Genomic DNA, 21,043 nt, shown 5'->3' with positions numbered 1-21,043 from the left:
GTGGTGTTCGGGCACTTCGGGGACCGGGTGGGGCGGAAGGCGACGTTGGTGGTGTCGCTGTTGCTGATGGGGTCGGCGGCGGCGGCGGGGGGGGTGCTGCCGGGTTTCGCGGCGTGGGGGTGGTGGTCGCCGGCGGTGCTGGTGGTGTTGCGGGTGTGCCAGGGCGTGGGGTTGGGCGGGGAGTGGGGCGGGGCGGCGCTGTTGATCGCGGAGAACGCGCCGGCGCGGCGGCGGGGGCGCTACGGGGCGTTCCTGCAGTTGGGGCCGACGGGCGGGTTCGTGCTGGCGAACGGGGTCTTCCTGGCGCTCCAACTCGGCCTGGACGAGCGGTCGTTCCGGGAGTGGGGCTGGCGGGTACCGTTCCTGGCCTCGTTCGCGCTGGTGGCGGTGGGGCTGGCGGTGCGGCTGCGGCTGGACGAGACGCCGTTGTTCCGGGCGGCGCAGGGGCGGGAGCGGCCGCCGGTGGTGGAGGTGGTGCGGGGGCACTGGCGGACGGTGCTGGCGGGGGCCGGGGCGCTCACCGTGGGGTACGCGCTGTTCTACCTGACGACGACGTACGCGCTGGCGTACGGGACCACCGGGCTCGGGGTGGCGAGCACGCTGCTGCTGTCGATGCTGCTGGTCGGCGCGGTGGGCGGCGGGGTGATGGTGTGGGTGAGCGCCTCGCTCAGTGACCGGTGGGGCCGGCGGCGGACGCTGCAGCGGGCGACGGGCCTGGCGGCGGTGTGGTCGCTGGTGCTGTTCCCGCTGTTGGAGACGGTGCGCCGGCCGTTGATGTTCACGGCGCTGGCGGGCGCGATGGTGGTGCTGGGGTGCCTGTTGGGGCCGATGGCGGCGTTCCTGCCGGAGCTGTTCCCGACGCGGGTGCGCTACACGGGCGCCGCGTTGACGTACAACCTGGGCGGGGTGGTAGGCGGGGCGACGACGCCGCTGGTGGCGACGAGGCTGACGGAGTCGTACGGGACGGCGCAGCCGGTCGGCTGGTACCTGGCGGGGCTGGGGGTGCTGGCGCTGGGGTGCCTGCGGCTGCTGCCGGACACGACGGCCGTCGAGCTGGCGGCCGTGGACCGAGCGGCGGATCAGGCGGCGGATCAGGCGGCGGACGGCGGACGCCGCCGGGCGCCCGCCCTGGGGGCGGACCCGGCGGCGTAGCCGCGCGTACGGGCGGGGCGGGGGCTCAGCCGGCCAGGGCGGCGCGGCCGGCCAGCACGATCGCGGTGTGCTTGGCGACGCGCTCGCCGAGGTGCTCGGCGGTCGCGATGTCGGCCTTGTGGACGGCCTCGGCGCCCGCGTCGGACGGGGAGGAGGCGGCGGCGCCGTTGAAGAAGCCGAGGCGGTTGATGTCGTTCTCGCTGGCAGTGGTGGCGTTCCAGCCGGGCTTGAGGCCCAGGTTGACCCAGCTCATGCCGTGCTGGGCGGCGAGGGTCTGGAAGTAGGCGAGGGTGCTCGCCTTGTCGCCGCTCTTGGAGGCGGAGTTGGTGAAGCCGGCGGCGACCTTGTCCTGCCAGGCGTCGATGAACCAGCGCTTGCTGGTGGCCTCGGCGAAGGTGTGGAAGGCACCGGAGGCGCTGCCCATGTAGGTGGGGGAGCCGAAGACGATCGCGTCGGCGGCGTCGAGCTGGGCCCACTGCTCGTCGGTGATGGTGTCGACGCCGATCTGGACGACCTCGGCGCCCGCGGCGGCGGCGCCGCGCGCGACGGCCTCGGCGATCACGGCGGTGTGGCCGTAGCCGGAGTGGTAGGCGAGGGCGACGGTGGGGCGGACGGCGGTCATGCGGGCACTCCTGTACGGGACGGGCGAAGGCCGGGGAAGGGCGGCGGGGAACGGACCGGGCCGTGGTTCGGGGGCCGGTCCGTCGAACGGTCTCCAATATAGACCAGGTCTCCATCGGAGACCAAGAAGCGAAAAGAGACCAGGGGTGGATTGGAGACCGGCGGACTACCCTGGAGGGCATGACGACGCAAGAAGTGGCCCGGGCCGCGTCCGTCCGGGGCGGGCAGCAGGAGCGCGGGGAGCGGGACCACGGGGAGCAGGAGCACGGGGAGCAGGGGCACAACGTCTTCGCCCAGCTCTGCCCCAGCCGCGAGGTGTTCGCCGAGCTGGCCGACAAGTGGTCGATGCTGATCCTGATGGACCTCGCCCTCTGCGGCCCGCAGCGGTTCTCCGAGCTCCAGCGCGGGATCGACGGGGTCAGCCGCAAGATGCTCACCCAGTCGCTCCGCTCCCTGGAGCGCAGCGGCCTGGTGCTGCGGACGGTCCATCCGGAGACGCCCCCGCGCGTGGTCTACGACCTGCTGCCGCTGGGCCGGGAGCTGGCCGCCCTGCTCGCGCCGATCGGCCGCTGGACGGAGCGGTGCACCGGGCGGATCGTCGCGGCGCGCGAGGAGTTCGACGCGGCGCACGCCGAGGGCTGAGGCCGGCGGCGGTGCCGGTGCGGTCGGCGGACCGGGGCCGATTTCCCTTTCGGGTCGGCGGCCGTGTAATGTCTTCCTTGTTCGACCGGCCCGGCGAAAAGCCCGGCAAGCCCCTATAGCTCAGTCGGTAGAGCGTCTCCATGGTAAGGAGAAGGTCTGCGGTTCGATTCCGCATGGGGGCTCCACGGAAAGACCCCCCGCCTGATGGCGGGGGGTCTTTCGCGTTCCCCGTTCGGGGGAGCCGGGCCGGGAGGTCTGGCGGGTCGGGCACGGAATGCGTTCTGATGGTGCGTCATCGGCCGTCCGCCCGAGGGGTGCGGGCGCGAGCCGGACCCCGACCGGGAGGGCGTCATGGGTGTTCGACTCGTGGTGGTCGACGACCACCGACTGCTGGCCGAGGCGCTGGCCACCGCGCTCCAGCTGCGCGGGCACCGGGTCCTCGCGGTCGGCACCCCGGCCGCGGTGGCGGCCGACCTGGTGGTCGGGCGGCGACCGGAGGTGTGCCTGTTGGGGGTGGCCGCGCCGGGCGGGCCGGGCGCCTTCGACGGGCTGCGGCGGATCCGCCGGGAGTGCCCCGGGGTGGCCGTGATCGTGCTCGGGCCGGTGGGTGAACTGCGCGGCGTGGCAGGGGCGTTCGCGGCCGGCGCGGCCGGGTACGTGCCGAGCGACGAGCGGATCGAGGTGGTCGAGCGGGCGATCGGGCGGGCCCGGGCGGGGGAGGCGGCGGTCGCCGTGGACGTCCTGCGCGGGGCCTTCGACCAGCTGCTGCGCCCGGCGGTCGAGCCGGACGACGAGGCGGCGCGGCTGCTGCGGCTGCTGACCCGCCGTGAGGTGCAGGTGCTGGCCCGGATCGCGGACGGCGAGGACACGGCGGCGATCGCGGCCGGGATGCGGATCGCCGCGAGCACCGCCCGTACCCACGTCCAGCGGGTGCTGATGAAGCTCGGCGCGCGGACCAGGCTGGAGGCGGCCGCGGTGGCGGCGCGCACCGGTCTGCTGGAGCGGATGGCGGACGGCTGAGCGGCAGGTGAACGGTGCGGGACGGGATCGTCCGGGCGGCAACCGTGGTCCGGAGCACACCGGCGGGAAGGGAGAATGGCCCCAGTCGTTCGCATCTCAGTCGACGGCGCCGCCGACCGGGCGGGTGCCGTCGCCCGCTGGAGGTCTCAACATGAGTAAGTACCTGGTCACGGGTGGGGCCGGCTACGTCGGCAGCGTGGTCGCTGCCCACCTGCTGGAGGCGGGGCACCAGGTGACCGTCCTGGACGACCTCTCCACCGGGTTCCGCGAGGGCGTTCCGGCCGGGGCCGAGTTCGTCGAGGGGCGCATCCAGGAGGCCGGCAAGGTCCTGGACGGCTCCTTCGACGGCGTGCTGCACTTCGCCGCCTCCTCCCAGGTCGGCGAGTCGGTCGCGGACCCGGAGAAGTACTGGCGCAACAACGTGGCCGGTTCGCTGGAGCTGATCAGCGCGATGCGCGCGGCCGGCGTGCGCAAGCTGGTGTTCTCCTCCACCGCCGCCACCTACGGCGAGCCGGAGGTCGTGCCGATCGCGGAGACCGCCCGCACCGCGCCGACCAACACCTACGGCGCCACCAAGCTCGCCGTGGACCACATCATCACCAGCGAGGCCGTCGCGCACGGCCTGGCCGCCGTCTCGCTGCGCTACTTCAACGTGGCCGGCGCGTACGGCTCCTACGGCGAGCGGCACGACCCCGAGTCGCACCTGATCCCGCTGGTCTTCCAGGCCGCGCTCGGGCAGCGCCCGCACATCGCCGTGTACGGCGACGACTACCCGACCCCGGACGGCACCTGCATCCGCGACTACATCCACGTCGCGGACCTCGCCGACGCGCACCTGCTGGCGCTGGACGCGGCCAAGCCGGGCGAGCACCTGATCTGCAACCTGGGCAACGGCAACGGCTTCTCGGTCCGCGAGGTCATCGAGTCGGTCAAGCGCGTCACCGGCCGGGAGATCCCGGTGCAGGTCGCCGCCCGCCGGGCCGGCGACCCGGCCGTGCTGGTCGCCTCCGCCGAGCGCGCCCACCAGGCGCTGGGCTGGCAGCCGCGCCGGGCGAACCTGGACGACATCGTCGCCGACGCCTGGAAGTTCACCCTGGAGCGCGCCGGCCAGTAGGCCGTGACGACCGCCGCGGGCGCCGCTCCCCACCCGGGGGGCGGCGCCCGCGCCGTTCGCGGGTGGGGAGCGGCACAGGGGGTGGTTCCGGCCACCCGCGCACCTCCTGGCGAAACTTCACCAAACCACCACGAGCGTCTTTCCCGGCCCGTACCCTGAGGGCGGTATCGGCAGCGCCCGGGCCCCGGCGCCGCCCTGCGGGCGGGGGCTCGACGACGGGCCCCGGGGCCGGACCGGGTCGGCTCCGGGCTGGCGGGGATGGTCTGAGCAGGGGGAACTGACGATGGGGCGGATCCGCGTCCTGGTGGTCGACGACCACCGGATCTTCGCCGAGGCGCTGGCCGCGGCGCTCGCCGCCGAGCCGGACGTGGAGGTGGGCGCGGCCGGCAGCGCGGCCGCCGCCGAGCGGGCGCTGGAGCGGGCCGCCACCGAGGGCCGGGCCTACGACGTGGTGCTGGTCGACGCCGACCTCGGCGCGCAGGCAGCACAGGCGGCAGTCGCGGCACAGGCGGCACAGGCGGCGCAGACGAACCAGGCCGCCCCGGCGGCCCGGACGGCGCACCCCCCGCAGCCGGGCCCGGCGGCCGGTCAGCCGGGACAGCCGGCCGTCCGCCGCCGCCCCGCCCCGGCCGTGCCGCAGCCCCGCCGCCCGGCCCTGCCGCCCGCGGCTGTGTCGGCGCCGCCGCCCGGCGCCCGCCCGCTGTTCGACGAGCGCCCCGACCGCCTCCCGCAGCACCGCCCGGACCAGCTCAGACCCGTCGCCCCGGCGCCGGACGGCATCACCCTGCTCGGCCGGCTGCGCCGCGCCCACCCCGGGCTGCGCGCCGTCGTCCTGGCCGTCGCCGACGACCCGCACCGCGCCGCCCGCGCCCTGCACGCGGGCGCCGCCGGGTGGGTGGCCAAGGAGAGTTCGCTGGCCCGGTTGCTGGCGGTGATCCGCGGCGTGCTGCGGGACGAGACGCACCTGCCGCCGGCCCTGCTGACCGGGGTGATCCGGGAGCTGACCACCGCCCGGCGCGACCGCACCGAGAGCGAGCGGCTGGTGGACACCCTCACGCCGAGGGAGAAGCAGATCCTGCGCTGCATGGTCGCGGGTCTCGGCCGGCAGGCCGTCGCCGAGCGGCTGTACCTGTCGCCGCACACCGTCCGGACCCACATGCAGAACGTGCTGGGCAAGCTCGGGGTGCACTCCACGCTGGCGGCCGTCGCGGTGGCCCGCCGGGCCGGGGTCGGCCCGGCCGAGCCGGCCGTCCCGGCGCCGCCGCAGTCGGTGGCGGGCGCCGCCGAGCGGGGCTGAGCGGGCACGGCCCCGCAGGCCCTCAGCCCGGGATGTTGTCGAACGGGGCGACCAGCAGCCGGAGCAGTCCGGCGAGTTCGCCCTGCTGGCCGGGGGTCAGCTGGGCCAGCAGTTCGCGCTCGTGCACGAGCAGTCCGGCGAGCGCCTGGTCGGCGCGGTCCCGCCCGTCGTCGGTGAGCCGGACGAGCACGCCGCGCCGGTCGTCCGGGTCGGGCAGGCGCTTGACCAGGCCCTTGCCGGTGAGGCGGTCGATCCGGTTGGTCATGGTCCCGGAGGTGACCAGGGTCTGGGTGAGCAGTTGGCCGGGGGAGAGCTGGTACGGGGAGCCGGCCCGCCGAAGGGCGGTCAGCACGTCGAACTCCCAGGGTTCCAGGCCGTGCTCGGCGAAGGCGGTGCGGCGGGCGCGGTCCAGGTGCCGGGCCAGCCGGCTGACCCGGCTGAGCACTTCGAGCGGCTCCACGTCGAGGTCGGGGCGCTCTCGGCGCCACGCTGCGACCAGCCTGTCGACCTCGTCCTCCATGACGATCAGTGTATCGGTGGATGTGTCGATGTGAAGTCTCTTGACATCGAGAAATGTGCCAGTGAGGCTAACGGAGATATCTTGATGTCGAGATACCTGAGAGGTGAGCCATGGCCGCTCCCGTCTGGGACCCGACCCAGTACTTGCGCTTCGCCGACGAACGGACCCGCCCGCTGCACGAGCTGCTGGCCCGGGTCCCCGCCCTCCCGCACCCGGGCGCCGAGGTGGTGATCGACATCGGCTGCGGCCCCGGCAACTCCACCGCCGCCCTGCGCGAGCGCTGGCCGCACGCCCGCCTCACCGGCGTCGACAGCTCCGCCCCGATGCTCGCCACCGCCCGTACCGAGGGCGAGCCCACCGCCGCGTACCTGCTCGCCGACGCCCGCGACTACGACCCGGCCCCGGTGCGGCCCGACCTGATCGTCTCCAACGCCACCCTGCAGTGGGTGGACGGGCACCTGGCGCTGCTGCCGCGCTGGGCCGACGCCCTCGAACCCGGCGGGGTCCTCGCCTTCCAGGTGCCCGGCAACTTCGACGCCCCCAGCCACACCCTGCTCGCCGACCTGCGCCGCAGCGCCCGCTGGCGCGACGCGCTCGGCACGGGGGCCGTCCGCGCCGGCGTCCACCCGCCCGAGCGCTACCTCGACGCCCTGGCCGCCGCCGGCTGCCGGCCCGACGTCTGGGAGACCACCTACTCCACCCTGCTGGCGGGGCCGGAGCCCGTCCTGGAGTGGGTCAAGGGCAGCGCCCTGCGCCCGGTCCTCACCCGGCTCACCGACCCGGCCGACCGGGCCGCCTTCCTCGCCGAGTACGGGCGGCTGCTGCGCGAGGCCTACCCGGCGGGGCCGTACGGGACGGTGTTCCCGTTCCGGCGGATCTTCGCGGTCGGGGTCAAGCAGGCCGGGGCCAAGTAGGCCGGGGCCAAGCGCTGACAGGGAGCCCGGCGCGGGCTCAGCCCGTGCGCTCGCCGACGAGCCTCGGGTGCCGCTCCAGGCCCTCCAGCCCGTGCCAGGCCAGGTTCACCAGGTGCGCCGCCACCGTCGCCTTGTCCGGCTTGCGGACCTCCAGCCACCACTGGCCGGTCAGCGCGACCATCCCGACCAGCATCTGCGAGTACATCGGGGCCAGCCGGGCGTCGAAGCCGCGGGACTTGAACTCCAGGCCGAGGATGTCCTCGACCTGGGTGGCGATGTCGCTGATCAGCGAGGCGAAGGTGCCGGTCGACTGCGCCACCGGCGAGTCCCGGACCAGGATCCGGAAGCCGTCCGTCGAGGTGTCGATGTAGTCCATCAGCGCGAACGCCGCCTGCTCCAGCAGTTCGCGCGAGTGCCCGCCGGTCAGCGCGCCGGTCACCATGTCCAGCAGCAGCTGCATCTCGCGGTCCACCACCACCGCGTACAGCCCCTCCTTGCCGCCGAAGTGCTCGTACACCACCGGCTTGGAGACCCCGGCGCGCTCCGCGATCTCCTCCACCGAGGTGCCGTCGTAGCCGCGCTCCGCGAAGACCGTCCGGCCGATCTCCAGCAGCTGCTCCCGCCGCTGCTTGCCGGTCATCCGGACCCGGCCGCCGCGGCGGCGCGGTGCGGGGGCGGCGGCCGGACCGTCGCTCCCGGGGCGCCGGTCGGCCGCCCCGCCCTCCGGTGCAGCGGCGCGCGGACGGACCGGCGCCGCATCGGGCGCCGCGTCCGTCCGCGCGCTGAGGTGACCGCCTGTGCTGTCTGCGCTGCTCCCGTTCACCCCTACATCATGCTGGAAGCGCCGCCTCATGCGGCGCGGCGGGCGGCGATCCGCTGAGCGTCCGGCCACCGGACGTCCCGGACCCAGCCGGCCAGCTCGAACCAGCGGATCAGCCGGGCCGAGGAGTCGATCTGTCCGCGCAGGACCCCGTGCCGGGCCGCGGTCGGGTCGGCGTGGTGCAGGTTGTGCCAGGACTCGCCGCAGGACAGCACGGCCAGCCACCAGACGTTGCCGGAGCGGTCCCGGGAGCGGAACGGGCGCCGGCCGACCGCGTGGCAGATCGAGTTGATCGACCAGGTGACGTGGTGCAGCAGCGCGACCCGGACCAGCGAGCCCCAGAAGAAGGCGGACAGCGCGCCCTGCCACGAGAGCGTCACCAGGCCGCCGACCAGCGGGGGCAGCAGCAGGGAGATCAGGGTCCAGAGCCAGAACAGCCGGGAGATCCGCCTTATGGCCGGGTCCCGGACCAGGTCGGGGGCGTACTTGAGCTGCGAGGTCTGCTCCTCGTCGAACAACCAGCCCATGTGCGCCCACCACAGGCCCTTCATCAGCGCCGGGACGCTCTCGCCGTAGCGCCACGGGGAGTGCGGGTCGCCCTCCTTGTCGCTGAACCGGTGGTGCCGGCGGTGGTCCGCCACCCAGCGCACCAGCGGGCCCTCGACGGCCAGGCTGCCGGCGATCGCCAGGGCGAGCCTGATCGGGCGGGAGGCCTTGAACGCGCCGTGGGTGAAGTAGCGGTGGTAGCCCACGGTGACACCGTGGCAGGTGAGGAAGTACATGACGACGGCGATCGCGACGTCCGTCCACCCCAGCCCGTGCCCCCAGGCCACCGGGACGGCGGCCAGCAGGGCGGCGAACGGCACGAGGATGAACAGCAGGAGCGCGATCCGCTCGGCCTGGCCCTGCCGCTCCCCGCCGCGGGTGGCGGACAGCTGGGTGGCGGCGTCGGCGGTCGGATCGGCGGCGGTGTCGGCGGGTGGGGTGGGGGACGCGGCGTTCCCCGCGCGCGTCTCGCCTGCCTGGATGGTCATGGGCGTCCCTTTGCGGCGTCCCGGTACGGGAGAGGAGCGGAGGCTACGTCGGCGTAACCTACGGCATCGTAGGTTGCGCTCCGTCGCCAGGGGAACACACCGCCGCGCGGCGCTTGAGTGAATTCACCCGACTGGATGGATGAACCCGGGGCCCGTCCGGTGAGCGGGCCGGTCGCACCCGATCGGGGGACGGGCCGCCGCGGGCCCCTCGCCGCGCGCCCCGCGACCACGGCCGGGAGCGGCGGGGGCGGTTGGCGACAGGTGGTAGATGTGAGCCGCGCCAACCCGTAGTCTTGGGCGAGCGCGCCGCCGGGAGTCCTGCGAGCGGGTGCGCGGTCCCGGATCGTCTAAGGGCAGGACAGCTGGTTTTGGTCCAGCTTATGGGGGTTCGAATCCTCCTCCGGGAGCCATCCGAACGGCCAGGGGCGGACATCCGCGGGCCGAGGCCCCGGCGTTCCCGCAGGTAGCCTCGCACTATCCTCGAACGGCCAGGGCATCTGTGCGGATCCGCGCCCCTGGCCGCTCTGCCCTCGCTGTGAACCTACTGAGGAGCCTCCCCTTGGGTGCCAAGTCGCTTGCCGCCGTTGTCGTGCTCGCCGCCGGTGGCGGGACCCGGATGAAGTCGAACAAGCTGCCCAAGGTGCTGCACGAGGTGTGCGGACGCTCCCTGGTGGGCCACGCCGTCTCGGCGGCCGGTGAACTGACCCCCGGTCACCTCGTGGTGGTCGTCGGGCACCAGCGCGAGCAGGTCGTCGAGCACCTGGCCGCGCACCACCCGGCCGCGCGTCCGGTGGTGCAGGAGGAGCAGAAGGGCACCGGGCACGCCGTGCGGACGGCGCTGGAGGCACTGGCCGCGGACGGCGTGACGCTGGACGGCACCGTGATCGTCACCGCCGGGGACTCCCCGCTGCTCACCGGCGAGACCCTGCACCGGCTGGCGACCTCGCACGAGGCGCAGCAGAACGGCGTCACCGTGCTGACCGCCGTCGTCCCCGAGCCGTTCGGCTACGGCCGGATCCTGCGGGACGAGGACGGCGCCGTCGCCGCGATCGTCGAGGAGCGGGACGCCAGCGACACCCAGCGCACCATCGCCGAGATCAACTCGGGCGTCTTCGCCTTCGACGCCAAGCTGCTCGCCGAGGCGCTGGCCGAGCTGACCACGGACAACTCGCAGGGCGAGGAGTACCTGACCGACACCCTGGCGATCCTGCGCACGGCCGGCCACCGGGTGGGCGCCGTGGTGGCCGAGGACCACCGCGACATCCTGGGCATCAACGACCGGGTGCAGCTGGCGCAGGCCCGTCGGCTGCTGAACGACCGCCTGCTGGAGCGGGCGATGCGCGCGGGCGTCACCGTGGTGGACCCGGCGACCACCTGGTTCGACGTGCAGGTGACCTTCGAGCCGGACGCCGTGGTGCTGCCGAACACCCAGCTGCACGGCGCCACCCACCTGGGCGAGGGCTGCGAGGTGGGCCCGAACTCGACCCTGACCGACACCCTGGTCGGCGCCGGCGCCCGTGTGAGCAACACCACGGCCGAGCGCGCCGAGATCGGCGAGCTCGCCGTCACCGGCCCGTACGCCTACCTGCGGCCGGGGGCGAAGCTGGCCCGCAAGGCGAAGGTCGGCACCTACGTCGAGGTGAAGAACTCCGAGCTGGGCGAGGGCGCCAAGGTGCCGCACCTCTCCTACATCGGGGACGCCACCATCGGCGAGGGCACCAACGTCGGCGCCGCCTCGGTCACCGTGAACTACGACGGCGTGCGCAAGCACCGCACGGTCATCGGCGCGCACTGCCGGACCGGCTCGGACAACATGTTCATCGCCCCGGTCACGGTCGGTGACGGCGCCTACACCGCGGCCGGCTCGGTGATCACCTCCGACGTCCCGCCGGGCGCGCTCGGCGTGAGCCGGGCGCAGCAGCGCAACATCGAGGGCTGGGTGGAGCGCAAGCGTCCCGGGACCGCGTCGGCGCAGGCCGCGCAGGCCGCGACCGACGGTGCGGCGCAGGGTGCGGCGCAGACCTGACGGGACGGGCGGGAATCCTGGGGGCGGTCCCGGGGCGGACGGTTTCTGCGCGGGCGCGTAACCTGGGGGACATACGTGCGCCACTGGGCTTACCGCCCGTGTCCAGGCGTACCGACAATTCCCCGATCCCTGTCGCGTGCGGGCTGCGCCTGCCCGGGCGGGGTGCGGGGTTCAGCGTCCGCAACGCGAGGAGACGGTGCAGTGAGCGGGATCACGACGTCGGGTGAGAAGAAGCTCAAGCTCTTCTCCGGCCGTGCCCACCCGGAGCTGGCGAAGGAGGTTGCCGAGGCGCTGGGGACCGAGCTGGTTCCGACCAAGGCCCTCGACTTCGCCAACGGCGAGATCTACGTCCGCTTCCTGGAGTCGGCGCGCGGCGCGGACTGCTTCGTGATGCAGAGCCACACGGCTCCCATCAACCAGTGGATCATGGAGCAGCTGATCATGATCGATGCTCTGAAGCGGGCCTCCGCCCGGAGCATCACCGCGATCCTGCCGTTCTACGGGTACGCCCGCCAGGACAAGAAGCACCTGGGCCGCGAGCCCATCTCCGCCCGCCTGATCGCCGACCTGCTGCGCCAGGCCGGTGCCGACCGCCTGATGGCCGTGGACCTGCACACCGCGCAGATCCAGGGCTTCTTCGACGGCCCGGTGGACCACCTGTTCGCGCTGCCGCTGCTGGCCGACTACATCGGCGAGAAGGTGGACCGCTCCAAGCTGACCGTCGTCTCGCCGGACGCCGGCCGCGTGAAGGTGGCCGACCAGTGGTGCGACCGGCTGGACGCCCCGCTGGCGATCATCCACAAGCGCCGCGACATGACCCAGGCCAACACCATCCTGTCGGCCGAGGTCGTCGGTGACGTCAAGGGCCGGGTCTGCGTCCTGGTCGACGACATGATCGACACCGCCGGCACCATCTGCGCCGCGGCCGACGCGCTGTTCGAGAACGGCGCGGCGGACGTCGTCGTGGCCGCGACCCACGGCGTGCTCTCCGGCCCGGCCGCGGACCGGCTGAAGAACTCGCGGGTGAGCGAGTTCGTGTTCACCAACACGCTGCCCACCCCGGCGGAGCTCCAGCTGGACAAGATCACCACGCTGTCGATCGCCCCGTCGATCGCGGCCGCGATCCGCGAGGTGTTCGAGGAGGGCTCGGTCACCAGCCTGTTCGAGGGCGTGCACTGAGCCGATCGGCGCCCGCCCCGGCGGGCGTGCACTGACGAGGGCCCCGCGGCGGCCCCGGTCCGGACGGGCCGGGGCCGCCGCCGATTTCGCGGGAGGGCCCCGGTGCGGTTAGACTCGTGAAACTGCTCGGCGAGGGATGCCGTGTGCCCGCTGGACGGGCGCCCGCTCCGTGATCGACGCGCTGCCGGTAGCGGATTCCGTCCGCCGGCAGAGGCCGTTGCCGCCGAGTGACCCCCGAACGTACTGAGGGTGTGGTCCCGGCGGTTTTTCGCGTTGCCTGCACCCCCGCGCCATTTTCACGAGGAGTGCAGTCGTGTCCGAGATCCGCCTTGCCGCCGAGACCCGTACCGAGTTCGGCAAGGGTGCCGCCCGTCGCGCCCGTCGCGCCGGCTTCGTCCCCGGTGTCGTCTACGGCCACGGCCACGCCCCGGTTCACCTGAACCTGCCGGCCCACGACCTGATGATGGCCCTGAAGACCCCGAACGCCCTGCTGGTCGTGCCGATCGAGGGCAAGGACGAGTACGTCCTGCCGAAGGCCGTCCAGCGCGAGGCCATCAAGCGCGACATCGAGCACGTCGACCTGCTGCTGGTCAAGCGTGGCGAGAAGGTCACCGTCGAGGTTCCGGTCCACACCGAGGGCGAGCTGGCCCCGGGCGGCAACCTGCTGGAGCACGTCCTGCAGGCCCTGCCGATCGAGGCCGAGGCCACCCACCTGCCCGAGGCCGTCACCGTCTCCGTCGCCGGCCTGGAGGCCGGTGCCTCGGTGCACGCCAAGGACATCGTCCTGCCGGCCGGCGTCTCGCTGGCCGTCGACGCCGACGCCGTCGTCCTGCAGGTCATCGCCGCCCAGGCCGCCCCGGCCGAGGACGAGGCCGCCGAGGCCGAGGGCGCCGAGGCCTGAGCCTCGTAGCACCACGTAGCTGAAGGCCGCTGCCCCGGTCGCTCCCGCTGGAGCGGCCGGGGCAGCGGTGTGTCCGGGATGATGGCGTCGAGCGCGAAGGAGTGAAGGATGGCGGACGAGTACGAGGGCCCCTGGCTGGTGGTGGGGCTGGGCAACCCGGGCGAGCAGTACGCCCGGAACCGGCACAACATCGGCTTCATGGTGGTCGACCTGCTGGCGCAGCGGATCGGCGCCAAGTTCAAGGCGCACAAGAGCCGGGCGCAGGTGGCCGAGGGGCGGCTGGCGGGCCGGCGGGTGGTGCTGGCCAAGCCGATGTCCTTCATGAACCTCTCCGGCGGGCCGGTGACGGCGCTGCGGGACTTCTACAAGGTGCCGGCCTCGGCGCTGATCGCCGTCCACGACGAGCTGGACATCGACTACGCGGCGCTGCGGCTGAAGCTGGGCGGCGGGGACAACGGCCACAACGGGCTGAAGTCGATCACCAAGTCGCTCGGCCCGGACTACTACCGGGTGCGCTGCGGGATCGGCCGGCCGCCGGGCCGGATGGAGGTCGCGGACTTCGTGCTGAAGGACTTCTCCTCGACCGAGCGCAAGGAGCTGGAGTGGTTCGTGGACCGCTCGGCGGACGCGGTGGAGGCGCTGCTGTCCGAGGGGCTGGAGCGGGCGCAGGGCACGTACAACTCCTGACGGTCCGTCACGGGCGGTCCCGGCGGCGGGATGTGCGGCGTACTCTGCGGCGTACTGCGCGGCGTACTGAGCGGCGTACGCAACGGTCGTACAACGCTTGCCCGCCCACACCTGAATCCGTGTGAGAACCCTGTGGGCGATCGGATAGCGTCGCCCTGGTACGCGAACGGGTCCTGGGGAGTTCTCGATGCGGAGATTGCGTCCGGTCCGCCGGCTTCGGCGGCGCCGGGTGGTCCGGCTGGTGCAGCTCGGGCGACGGGTCGGCACGGCCGGCGCGCTGGGGGTGGCGGGAGCGCTGCTGTCGGGCGGCGCGATGGCGCACGCCGACCCGGTCGCGGAGCCGGACCCGGCGGTCACCCCGGAGCCCGCGGCGGCGCAGTTCGCGCCGGTGCTCGGTGACTCGATGGGGCCGGACGCGGGGCTGCTCGCGGTCGGCGGCGGCCTGCTGGTGTCGGCCGGCGGTGCCGCGCTGTGGCTGCGGCGCAGGCGCGCGGGGGAGCCCGCGGAGTAGGAACGTGGGACGGAAGGGGCCGGTGCTCTCGGTGAGCGCCGGCCCTTCGTGTTGGTCTGAAAATCCGTCGTTCGGTTTGTCATCCGTTTTCGACGGGCGGTGCGTCCTGTGGGTATGAAGCGTGATGCGGTGGCCCCCGGGGGCGTCGGCGGGGACCCGTTCGACGAGTTCGTCGCGGCGCGGTACCACGCACTGCTGCGCGGGGCCTTCCTGATCACCGGGGACCTGCACGACGCCAGGGACCTGCTGCACGACGCGCTGACCCGGGTGTACCCGAAGCGCTTCGCCATCCGGGACCCGCAGGCGGCCGAGGGGTACGTGCGGACCGCGATGGTCCGCACGCACGTCTCCCGCTGGCGGCGGACCCGGCGGGAGGTGCTGACCTCCGAACTGCCGGACGCCCCGCAGGACCCGGCGGACGCCGGGGACGAGCGGCTCGCGGAGGCGCTGCGGGCGCTGCCGAAGCGTCAGCGGGCCGCCGTGGTGCTGCGCTACTACGTGGACCTCCCGGTCGCACGGGTGGCGGAGGAGCTGGGCTGCTCGCTGCCGACCGCCAAGACGCACCTGGCCAGGGCCGTCAAGGCGCTTCGCCAGGAACTGGCTGGGGAGAGGGAGTTGGTCGCACATGGCCACTGAGGGCGACACCGGCGGGGCATCGGGGCAGTTCGAGCGGGAGCTGGTCGTCCGGCTGGGCGCGCGGGCGGACGGGGTGACCGGCGGCGCCGTGCCGCTGGCCGGGCTGAGGAAGGCGGGCGCGCGCCGGGCGCGGCGTCGGGCTGCCGTACGGGGGTCGGCGGTCGTCGTGGTGCTGGCGGTCGGGATGGGCGGCCTGGCCCAACTCGGCGGGGGCGGCGGGTCGGAGACGGCGATGGTGGCACCGGCGAGCCCGTCCGCCTCCGCCTCCCCGTCCGCTTCTCCGACCGGGGCTCCGTCCGGCTCGCCGTCCGGAAGCTCCACGGGCTTCCGCACCGGGCCGCCGTGGACTCCACCACCGGTGTCGGACCTCCCCGGCAGCCCCGTCGCCTCCTGCGACCCCGCGAAGAGCGACGGCACGGGGGACTTCTGGATCGACGCCCAGTGGCACGGGTCGTCCTCCTGGCGGGAGTTCGCCGAGGCGCCGTTCCCGACCCCCGGGGTGCCGCGCACGGCGCAGGAGACGATCGCCCCGCACGAGGCGGCCAAGGCCGTCGACGAGCTCGGGGCCAAGCAGTTCGCGGACCGCTACCTCGGCTTCTGCTGGGACCCGGGCGCGCAGACGCTCCACGTCAAGCGCGTCCCCGGGGACGGCGGCTTCGACGAGGCGGTGCGGGCGGCGGTCCGGCCGTGGCCGGCCACCAGGCTGGTGTTCGAGGACGCGGAGCACTCGTTCGCCGAGCTGCGGGCCGTCACCGAGAAGGCCAGGGCGGACGCCGCCTACTGGAAGTCCCAGAACGTCGAGAGCTGGCACTGGCGGCTGCTCGACGGCGGCGCCGGGGTGAAGGTCGTCTGGCCGGGCTACCTCCGGGACCGGATGCCGCAGCTGACGGCGGAGTTCAAGCGGCGGTACGGGCCGCTGCTGGTGGACGGGGTCCCGCTGTAGGAGCGGCCCCGGAAGAAGCTCGAAGGGGCCGTTGTCCATCCGGGGGGATGGACAACGGCCCCTTCGCCGTTCGTGCCGTCCGTCAGCCGGTGTTGCGCAGGCCGGCGGCGATGCCGTTGACGGTGAGGAGCAGGGCGCGGGCGCGCAGCGGGTCCTCGTGGCCGCCGGCGGCGACCTCCTCGCGCTGGCGGCGCAGCAGCGCGACCTGCAGGTAGGAGATCGGGTCGAGGTAGGCGTCGCGGACAGTGAAGGTCTGCTTCAGCACCGGGTTGTGTTCGAGCAGTTCGCTCTCGCCGGTGAGCCGCAGCACCTCGCGCAGGGTGAGCTCGTGCTCGGCGACGATCTGGTCGAAGATGTGCCGCAGGTCGGCGGGCACCAGCTGCTCGACGTAGTGGCGGGCGATCCGCAGGTCGGTCTTGGCCAGCGTCATGGCGACGTTGGACAGGAAGTTGCGGAAGAAGTGCCACTGCCCGTACATCTCGTCCAGCACGTCGCCGAGGCCGGCCGCGCGGGCGGCGGCGAGGCCGGAGCCGACGCCGTACCAGCCGGGGACGATCTGGCGGGACTGCGTCCAGCCGAAGACCCACGGGATGGCCCGCAGGCCGTCCAGGCCGGCGCCGGAGTCGGGGCGGCGGGACGGGCGGGAGCCGAGGTGCAGCGAGGCGAGCTGGTCGACGGGGGTGGAGGCGAAGAAGTACTTCGGCAGGTCCTCCTGGTCGACCAGGGCGCGGTAGGCGGTGTGGGCGGCCTCGGAGACCTGGTCCATCGCGGCGTCCCAGCGGGCCAGTTCCTCGGGGGCCTGGCGCGGCGAGGTGTGCAGCGCTGAGGCGGCGAGGGTGGCGGAGAGGGTCAGCTCCAGGTTCTCCCGGGCGAGGGAGGGGAGCAGGTACTTGTCGGAGATGACCTCGCCCTGCTCGGTGACCTTGATCTCGCCCTCCAGGGTGCCCCAGGGCTGGGCCAGGATGGCCTCGTGCGAGGGGCCGCCGCCGCGGCCGACGGTGCCGCCGCGGCCGTGGAACAGGCGCAGCCGGATGCCGTAGCGGTGGGCGACGTCGCGCAGCCGGCGCTGGGCGCGGTGGATCTCCCACTGGGAGGTGGTGATGCCGCCGAACTTGGAGGAGTCGGAGTAGCCGAGCATGACCTCCTGGACGTCGCCGCGCAGCGAGACGAGCAGCCGGTAGGAGGGGTCGGAGAGCATCTCGTCGAGGATGCGGTCGGCCTGCTGGAGTTCGTCGGTGGTCTCCAGCAGCGGCACGATGCCGATCTTGGCGATCCCGGCGTGCAGGTCGATCAGGCCGGCCTCGCGGGCCAGCACGGTGGCGGCGAAGACGTCGTCGGCGCCCTGGCACATCGAGATGATGTAGCTCTCGACGATCTCGTCGCCGAAGCGCTCGAAGCCCTCGCGGATGGTGTTGAAGACGCCGAGGGTCTTGGTGCCGGCCTCGTCCAGCGGGGCCGGGGTGGGGGCGAGCGGGCGGCGCGAGCGCAGCTCCTTGGCGAGCAGCTTCTGCCGGTACTCGCGGGGCATGTCGGCGTAGCGCCAGGCCTCTTCGCCGAGGCGGTCGAAGAGCTGGCCGAGGGCGTGGTGGTGGGCCTCGGCGTGCTCGCGGACGTCCATGGTCGCGAGCTGGAGGCCGAAGGCCTCGACGGTGTTGATGGCGCGGGCGAGGCGGCCGTCGGCGATGAGTTCGCCGCGGTGGGCGCGCAGCGAGTCCTGGATCAGCCGCAGGTCGGCGACCAGCTCGCGGGTGCCGAGGTAGTCGCGGCCCTCGACGTGCGGGGTGCCGCCGGCCAGCCGCTCGCGGGTGTTCTCCAGCTTGAGCCGGACGCAGGTGGCCTTGAGGCGGTACGGCTCCTCGGCGTTCATCCGCTTGTAGCGGGGGCTGAGTTCGGGGAGCCGGTGCAGGTCGGTGTTGAGCGAGGCGAGCAGTTCGACGGAGGCGCCGGCCAGCCGCTCGGAGGTGGAGAGGGTGTTGCGCAGGTCGTCGACGGCGGCGAGGGCGTCCTTGATGCCGTACTCGTGCTGGAGGTTGAGGACGTCCCAGGTGACCTGCGGGGTGACGTTGGGGTTGCCGTCGCGGTCGCCGCCGATCCAGGTGCCGAAGGTGAGCGGGCGCACCCCCGGGGGCAGGTCGAGGCCGACCCGGGAGAGCTCCTCGTGCAGCTCCTCCAGGACCTCGGGGACGGCCTCGCGGTACAGCTCGTCCAGGTAGTAGACGGCGTTGCGGGCCTCGTCGGTGGGCTCGGGGCGGGCGATGCGCAGCTCGTCGGTCTGCCAGAGCAGGTCGATGACCTCGGCGAGGCGGCGGTCGGCCGAGCGCCGGGCGCTGCTGGTGCGCGCCGGGTCGGCGGCGGCCAGGCCGGAGGTGATCTCCTCGCGGTGGATGCGGTCCAGGAGTTCGCCGATCCGGCGCAGCTTGTTGAGCACGCTGCGGCGGGCGGCCTCGGTGGGGTGCGCGGTGAAGACCGGACGGACCGACAGGTGGGCCAGGGTGTCCTGGAGGTGCTTGGGGTCGGCGTCGGCGAGCTGGTCCGCGACCTGGGCGAGCCGGGAGCCCTCGCGGGCGCGGCGGGTGGCGAACTCGCGGCCGCGGTGCACCTGCTCGGTGACGTTGGCGAGGTGGAAGTAGGTGGAGAAGGCGCGCACGAGCCGGGCGGCGGTCTCCAGGTCGATGTCGGAGAGGAGTTCGGCGGTGGCCTCGCCGTTGGTGCGGCTGAGCAGGCGGACCTGTTCCACCAGGCCCAGCAGCTGGGGGCCCTCCTGGCGGACCAGCGTCTCGCCGAGCAGGTCGCCGAGGCGGCGGATGTCCGCGCGCAGTGCTGCGTTGTCTTCTTCCGAGCCGGCGGCTCCGACTGAGGTGGTGCTGTCCGCCTGGTTGGGGACCGGAGCGGTCACGGCTGGCTCCCTGTGGTGGTGGGGTTCGGCAACGGCTCATCGTCACAGGTCCACGCGCAGAGTGGCGGGTGTGACGCGTGCGGACCGCGCTGTCCGACGCGACCAGCATAGGTGTCGGGGCGGTCGCTGTCCGCGAGGTGGCCGGATGGCGGACAGCGCGACCGGAACGGCTTGTGGTATGGACCACTTGAGGGGCGCGGGAGGTGTGACGGGTGGTTCCGGTGGGAAGGGTGGGAGGCCTTGCCCGGCGGTGCCCGAGGGGCACGCTCTAGGCTGTGGGGCATGAGCAAGTCGCCTGGGGAGCGCGCGCCGGTCAACCCGTTCTGGTGGTGGAAGCGGCCGCGCAGCGCCTTCCTGGACATCGGACTGGCGCTGCTGGCCGCGCTGGAGTGCGCGGTCAGCACGGTCGCCTTCCTGAGCGCCCGGGTGGACCTGTCCGCCGCGGGCACGGCCGCGGTCGCGGTGGTCGGCACGCTGGCGGGCGGCTCGCTGGTGCTGCGCCGGCGGTGGCCGGCCGTTCCGGTGCTGGTGACCCTGGCGGTGCTGCCCGGGATGCTCGGGGTGCTGCTGCTGGTGGTGTCGCTGTACACGCTGGCGGAGACCTGGGAGTGGCCCTCGCGGCGCCGGCGGCTGGTGTCGCTGTCGGTGCTGGCCTTCGCCGAGGCGGTCGCCGTGATGATGGTGTCGATGCTGACGCCCGGCGACACGGCGGTGGAGCAGCCGGCCCTGTGGGTCCAGGTGCTGGTGGCCGTGCTGGTGGCGGTCGGGCTCACCGTCCCGCCGGTGGTGACCGGCCTGTACGTGGGCGCGCGGCGGCGGCTGATCGAGTCGCTCAAGGACCGCGCGCACGGCCTGGAGACCGAGCTGGACCTGCTGGCCGAGCAGGCCCGGGAGCGCGCCCGCCGGGCCCGGCTGGAGGAGCGGACCAGGATCGCCCGGGAGATGCACGACGTGGTGGCGCACCGGGTGTCGCTGATGGTGGTGCACGCCGGGGCGCTGGAGCGGATCGTCGCCAAGGACCCGGCGAAGGCCGCGCAGAGCGCCAAGCTGATGGGCGAGGTGGGCCGGCAGGCGCTGAACGAACTGCGCGAGATCCTCGGCGTGCTGCGGATGGACGAGGACCGCCACCAGCCGGAGCCGGACTCGCTGGCCGGGCTGCCCCGGCTGGTGGACCAGTCCCGGGCGGCCGGGATGGCGGTGACGCTGACGGTCAGCGGCAGCCGGCAGGAGTTCACCGGCGAGGCCGAGCAGACCGCCTATCGGGTCGTCCAGGAGGGGCTGACCAACGCGCACAAGCACGCGGGCGGCGCACAGGTGTCCGTCCTGCTCGCGTACGCGCCGAACGGCGTGCGGGTGAGCGTGGTGAACGCCTGCCCGGGCGCGGAGTTGGGGGCGGCGAAGCTGCCCAGCGGCGGCAACGGGCTGGTCGGCATGCGGGAGCGGGTGATCGCGCTGGGCGGCACCTTCTCGGCCGGGCCGGAGGCGGACGGCGGGTTCCGGGTGGAGGCGGTGCTGCCGTCCCGGCTGGCCGTCCGGGCGGACCGGCTCGGGCGGCCGGGGCCGGGCGCGGCGCCCTAGTCAGGCGTCGTACCCGTCGGCGGTGCGCAGCCGTTCCGGGGCGGTGCCCTGCACCAGGGTGGTGATCGCCTGGTCGATGCCGTGGCCGAGGAACCACTCGCCGGTGTGGTCCAGGCCGTAGACCCGGCCCTCCTCGTCGATGGCCAGCAGCGACTGCCCGTGCGCCTCCTCGCCGAGCGGGGCGAGCCGGGTGCCGAGCGCCCGGCCGAGGTCGGACAGGGTGCGCGGCAGGTGCAGTCCGCACAGCGGGTCGAGCAGGAACGGGCTGCGGGCCAGCTGGCGGCCGGGCCCGACCAGGTCGAAGGCGAGGCCGCCGAACTCGGCCCAGGCCTCGACCGCCGCCGGGAACACCGTGTGCCCCGGGCCGGCCGGACCGCCGTGCCCGACCAGGGTGTCGGCCCACTCCTCGGCCTGCCGGATCTCCCAGCGGCCGGGGTGCCAGCCGGCCGCCTTCAGTTCGGCGGCGACCTGGGCGGGGAAGCGCGGGCGGGTCCGCCCGAGCCCAGCCGGGGACGCAGTGGCCGGGGACAGGGTGGCCGGTGGGGGCGGGGG

The 21,043-nt window shown here is 73.9% G+C and carries 20 protein-coding genes and 2 tRNA genes; 16 read left to right on the top strand and 6 right to left on the bottom strand.

The window, feature by feature from the left end; translation table 11 throughout:
• Nucleotides 1–1,152: MFS transporter (locus tag VM95_RS33615; protein WP_157882271.1), on the top strand; the 1,152-nt coding region annotated here is incomplete at its 5' end.
• A 25-nt stretch (nucleotides 1,153–1,177) separates the two neighbouring features.
• Here the strand turns inward: VM95_RS33615 and VM95_RS33610 are convergent.
• A complete protein-coding gene (locus VM95_RS33610) occupies nucleotides 1,178–1,774 on the bottom strand; it encodes a flavodoxin family protein (RefSeq protein WP_045704147.1) in 597 nt (198 codons plus the stop codon).
• Between the two features lie 179 nt (nucleotides 1,775–1,953).
• On the opposite strand from VM95_RS33610, the gene VM95_RS33605 reads away from it, so the two are divergent.
• From VM95_RS33605 to VM95_RS33585, 5 genes are all read left to right on the top strand, one after another.
• Nucleotides 1,954–2,415, top strand: coding sequence for a winged helix-turn-helix transcriptional regulator (locus VM95_RS33605; RefSeq protein WP_078860946.1), 462 nt, complete (start codon nucleotides 1,954–1,956; stop codon nucleotides 2,413–2,415).
• 109 nt (nucleotides 2,416–2,524) lie between these two features.
• Nucleotides 2,525–2,600: transfer RNA gene (locus tag VM95_RS33600), tRNA-Thr, on the top strand.
• Between the two features lie 166 nt (nucleotides 2,601–2,766).
• Nucleotides 2,767–3,435: a response regulator transcription factor gene (locus VM95_RS33595; protein WP_045704145.1), complete on the top strand. Its 669-nt coding sequence runs from the start codon at nucleotides 2,767–2,769 to the stop codon at nucleotides 3,433–3,435.
• Between the two features lie 151 nt (nucleotides 3,436–3,586).
• On the top strand, nucleotides 3,587–4,549 hold the full coding sequence (gene galE / locus VM95_RS33590) for a UDP-glucose 4-epimerase GalE (RefSeq protein ID WP_045704143.1): 963 nt from the start codon (nucleotides 3,587–3,589) through the stop codon (nucleotides 4,547–4,549).
• Between the two features lie 283 nt (nucleotides 4,550–4,832).
• Nucleotides 4,833–5,846 (top strand): LuxR C-terminal-related transcriptional regulator, encoded by a 1,014-nt coding sequence (locus VM95_RS33585; RefSeq protein WP_045704141.1) that lies wholly within the window; start codon nucleotides 4,833–4,835, stop codon nucleotides 5,844–5,846.
• Nucleotides 5,847–5,868: 22 nt separating this feature from the next.
• Here the strand turns inward: VM95_RS33585 and VM95_RS33580 are convergent, their stop codons facing one another.
• A complete protein-coding gene (locus tag VM95_RS33580) occupies nucleotides 5,869–6,366 on the bottom strand; it encodes a MarR family winged helix-turn-helix transcriptional regulator (protein WP_045704139.1) in 498 nt (165 codons plus the stop codon).
• 110 nt (nucleotides 6,367–6,476) lie between these two features.
• Between VM95_RS33580 and VM95_RS33575 the strand changes: the two genes are divergently transcribed.
• Nucleotides 6,477–7,280 (top strand): methyltransferase domain-containing protein, encoded by an 804-nt coding sequence (locus VM95_RS33575; RefSeq protein WP_045704137.1) that lies wholly within the window; start codon nucleotides 6,477–6,479, stop codon nucleotides 7,278–7,280.
• A 37-nt stretch (nucleotides 7,281–7,317) separates the two neighbouring features.
• Here VM95_RS33575 and VM95_RS33570 read toward each other — a convergent pair whose 3' ends face one another.
• Nucleotides 7,318–7,920, bottom strand: a complete 603-nt coding sequence (locus tag VM95_RS33570) for a TetR/AcrR family transcriptional regulator (protein WP_045704135.1) — start codon at nucleotides 7,918–7,920, stop codon at nucleotides 7,318–7,320.
• Nucleotides 7,921–8,129: 209 nt separating this feature from the next.
• A complete protein-coding gene (locus VM95_RS33565) occupies nucleotides 8,130–9,134 on the bottom strand; it encodes an acyl-CoA desaturase (RefSeq protein WP_078860944.1) in 1,005 nt (334 codons plus the stop codon).
• A 336-nt stretch (nucleotides 9,135–9,470) separates the two neighbouring features.
• Here VM95_RS33565 and VM95_RS33560 point away from each other — a divergent pair.
• The 8 genes from VM95_RS33560 (at nucleotide 9,471) to VM95_RS39380 (ending at nucleotide 16,017) form a co-directional block, all read left to right on the top strand.
• Nucleotides 9,471–9,544, top strand: a tRNA-Gln gene (locus tag VM95_RS33560).
• Nucleotides 9,545–9,693: 149 nt separating this feature from the next.
• Nucleotides 9,694–11,160 carry a bifunctional UDP-N-acetylglucosamine diphosphorylase/glucosamine-1-phosphate N-acetyltransferase GlmU gene (gene glmU / locus VM95_RS33555; protein WP_279616859.1) on the top strand — a complete coding sequence of 489 codons (1,467 nt, stop codon included), beginning with the start codon at nucleotides 9,694–9,696 and terminating at the stop codon, nucleotides 11,158–11,160.
• 201 nt (nucleotides 11,161–11,361) lie between these two features.
• Nucleotides 11,362–12,339, top strand: coding sequence for a ribose-phosphate diphosphokinase (locus VM95_RS33550; protein WP_045704133.1), 978 nt, complete (start codon nucleotides 11,362–11,364; stop codon nucleotides 12,337–12,339).
• 313 nt (nucleotides 12,340–12,652) lie between these two features.
• Complete coding sequence (locus VM95_RS33545; RefSeq protein WP_045704132.1) at nucleotides 12,653–13,240, top strand: 50S ribosomal protein L25/general stress protein Ctc; 588 nt, start codon at nucleotides 12,653–12,655, stop codon at nucleotides 13,238–13,240.
• 108 nt (nucleotides 13,241–13,348) lie between these two features.
• Entirely contained in the window at nucleotides 13,349–13,927 is a 579-nt protein-coding gene (pth, locus tag VM95_RS33540) for an aminoacyl-tRNA hydrolase (RefSeq protein WP_045704130.1), read from the top strand.
• Nucleotides 13,928–14,114: 187 nt separating this feature from the next.
• Nucleotides 14,115–14,438: a hypothetical protein gene (locus tag VM95_RS33535; RefSeq protein ID WP_157882270.1), complete on the top strand. Its 324-nt coding sequence runs from the start codon at nucleotides 14,115–14,117 to the stop codon at nucleotides 14,436–14,438.
• Nucleotides 14,439–14,552: 114 nt separating this feature from the next.
• Nucleotides 14,553–15,074 (top strand): SigE family RNA polymerase sigma factor, encoded by a 522-nt coding sequence (locus VM95_RS33530; RefSeq protein WP_045704126.1) that lies wholly within the window; start codon nucleotides 14,553–14,555, stop codon nucleotides 15,072–15,074.
• Nucleotides 15,064–16,017 carry a hypothetical protein gene (locus tag VM95_RS39380; protein ID WP_052707730.1) on the top strand — a complete coding sequence of 318 codons (954 nt, stop codon included), beginning with the start codon at nucleotides 15,064–15,066 and terminating at the stop codon, nucleotides 16,015–16,017. Before VM95_RS33530 ends, VM95_RS39380 begins: the two co-directional genes overlap by 11 nt.
• Before the next feature lie 82 nt (nucleotides 16,018–16,099).
• Here VM95_RS39380 and ppc read toward each other — a convergent pair whose 3' ends face one another.
• Nucleotides 16,100–18,913 (bottom strand): phosphoenolpyruvate carboxylase, encoded by a 2,814-nt coding sequence (gene ppc, locus VM95_RS33520; RefSeq protein ID WP_045704124.1) that lies wholly within the window; start codon nucleotides 18,911–18,913, stop codon nucleotides 16,100–16,102.
• 282 nt (nucleotides 18,914–19,195) lie between these two features.
• Between ppc and VM95_RS33515 the strand changes: the two genes are divergently transcribed.
• Nucleotides 19,196–20,491, top strand: coding sequence for a sensor histidine kinase (locus VM95_RS33515; protein ID WP_045704122.1), 1,296 nt, complete (start codon nucleotides 19,196–19,198; stop codon nucleotides 20,489–20,491).
• On the opposite strand, the gene VM95_RS33510 is transcribed toward VM95_RS33515, so the two are convergent.
• Nucleotides 20,492–21,022 carry an SUKH-3 domain-containing protein gene (locus VM95_RS33510; protein ID WP_045704149.1) on the bottom strand — a complete coding sequence of 177 codons (531 nt, stop codon included), beginning with the start codon at nucleotides 21,020–21,022 and terminating at the stop codon, nucleotides 20,492–20,494.
• Nucleotides 21,023–21,043 lie beyond the last annotated feature (21 nt).

The sequence above is a fragment of the Streptomyces rubellomurinus genome (assembly GCF_000961885.1).
Lineage (GTDB): Bacteria > Actinomycetota > Actinomycetes > Streptomycetales > Streptomycetaceae > Kitasatospora > Kitasatospora rubellomurina.
The sequence above is the reverse complement of the archived record's forward strand: the minus strand, read 5'-3'. Positions and strand labels throughout refer to the sequence as shown.

What these genes read in the sequence shown, in the direction of transcription:
- VM95_RS33610 (WP_045704147.1), bottom strand. Translation starts at nt 1,774, where the DNA reads ATGACCGCCGTCCGCCCCACCGTCGCCCTCGCCTACCACTCCGGCTAC.
- VM95_RS33605 (WP_078860946.1), top strand. Translation starts at nt 1,954, where the DNA reads ATGACGACGCAAGAAGTGGCCCGGGCCGCGTCCGTCCGGGGCGGGCAG.
- VM95_RS33595 (WP_045704145.1), top strand. Translation starts at nt 2,767, where the DNA reads ATGGGTGTTCGACTCGTGGTGGTCGACGACCACCGACTGCTGGCCGAG.
- galE (WP_045704143.1), top strand. Translation starts at nt 3,587, where the DNA reads ATGAGTAAGTACCTGGTCACGGGTGGGGCCGGCTACGTCGGCAGCGTG.
- VM95_RS33585 (WP_045704141.1), top strand. Translation starts at nt 4,833, where the DNA reads ATGGGGCGGATCCGCGTCCTGGTGGTCGACGACCACCGGATCTTCGCC.
- VM95_RS33580 (WP_045704139.1), bottom strand. Translation starts at nt 6,366, where the DNA reads ATGGAGGACGAGGTCGACAGGCTGGTCGCAGCGTGGCGCCGAGAGCGC.
- VM95_RS33575 (WP_045704137.1), top strand. Translation starts at nt 6,477, where the DNA reads ATGGCCGCTCCCGTCTGGGACCCGACCCAGTACTTGCGCTTCGCCGAC.
- VM95_RS33570 (WP_045704135.1), bottom strand. Translation starts at nt 7,920, where the DNA reads ATGACCGGCAAGCAGCGGCGGGAGCAGCTGCTGGAGATCGGCCGGACG.
- VM95_RS33565 (WP_078860944.1), bottom strand. Translation starts at nt 9,134, where the DNA reads ATGACCATCCAGGCAGGCGAGACGCGCGCGGGGAACGCCGCGTCCCCC.
- pth (WP_045704130.1), top strand. Translation starts at nt 13,349, where the DNA reads ATGGCGGACGAGTACGAGGGCCCCTGGCTGGTGGTGGGGCTGGGCAAC.
- VM95_RS33535 (WP_157882270.1), top strand. Translation starts at nt 14,115, where the DNA reads ATGCGGAGATTGCGTCCGGTCCGCCGGCTTCGGCGGCGCCGGGTGGTC.
- VM95_RS33530 (WP_045704126.1), top strand. Translation starts at nt 14,553, where the DNA reads ATGAAGCGTGATGCGGTGGCCCCCGGGGGCGTCGGCGGGGACCCGTTC.
- VM95_RS39380 (WP_052707730.1), top strand. Translation starts at nt 15,064, where the DNA reads ATGGCCACTGAGGGCGACACCGGCGGGGCATCGGGGCAGTTCGAGCGG.
- VM95_RS33515 (WP_045704122.1), top strand. Translation starts at nt 19,196, where the DNA reads ATGAGCAAGTCGCCTGGGGAGCGCGCGCCGGTCAACCCGTTCTGGTGG.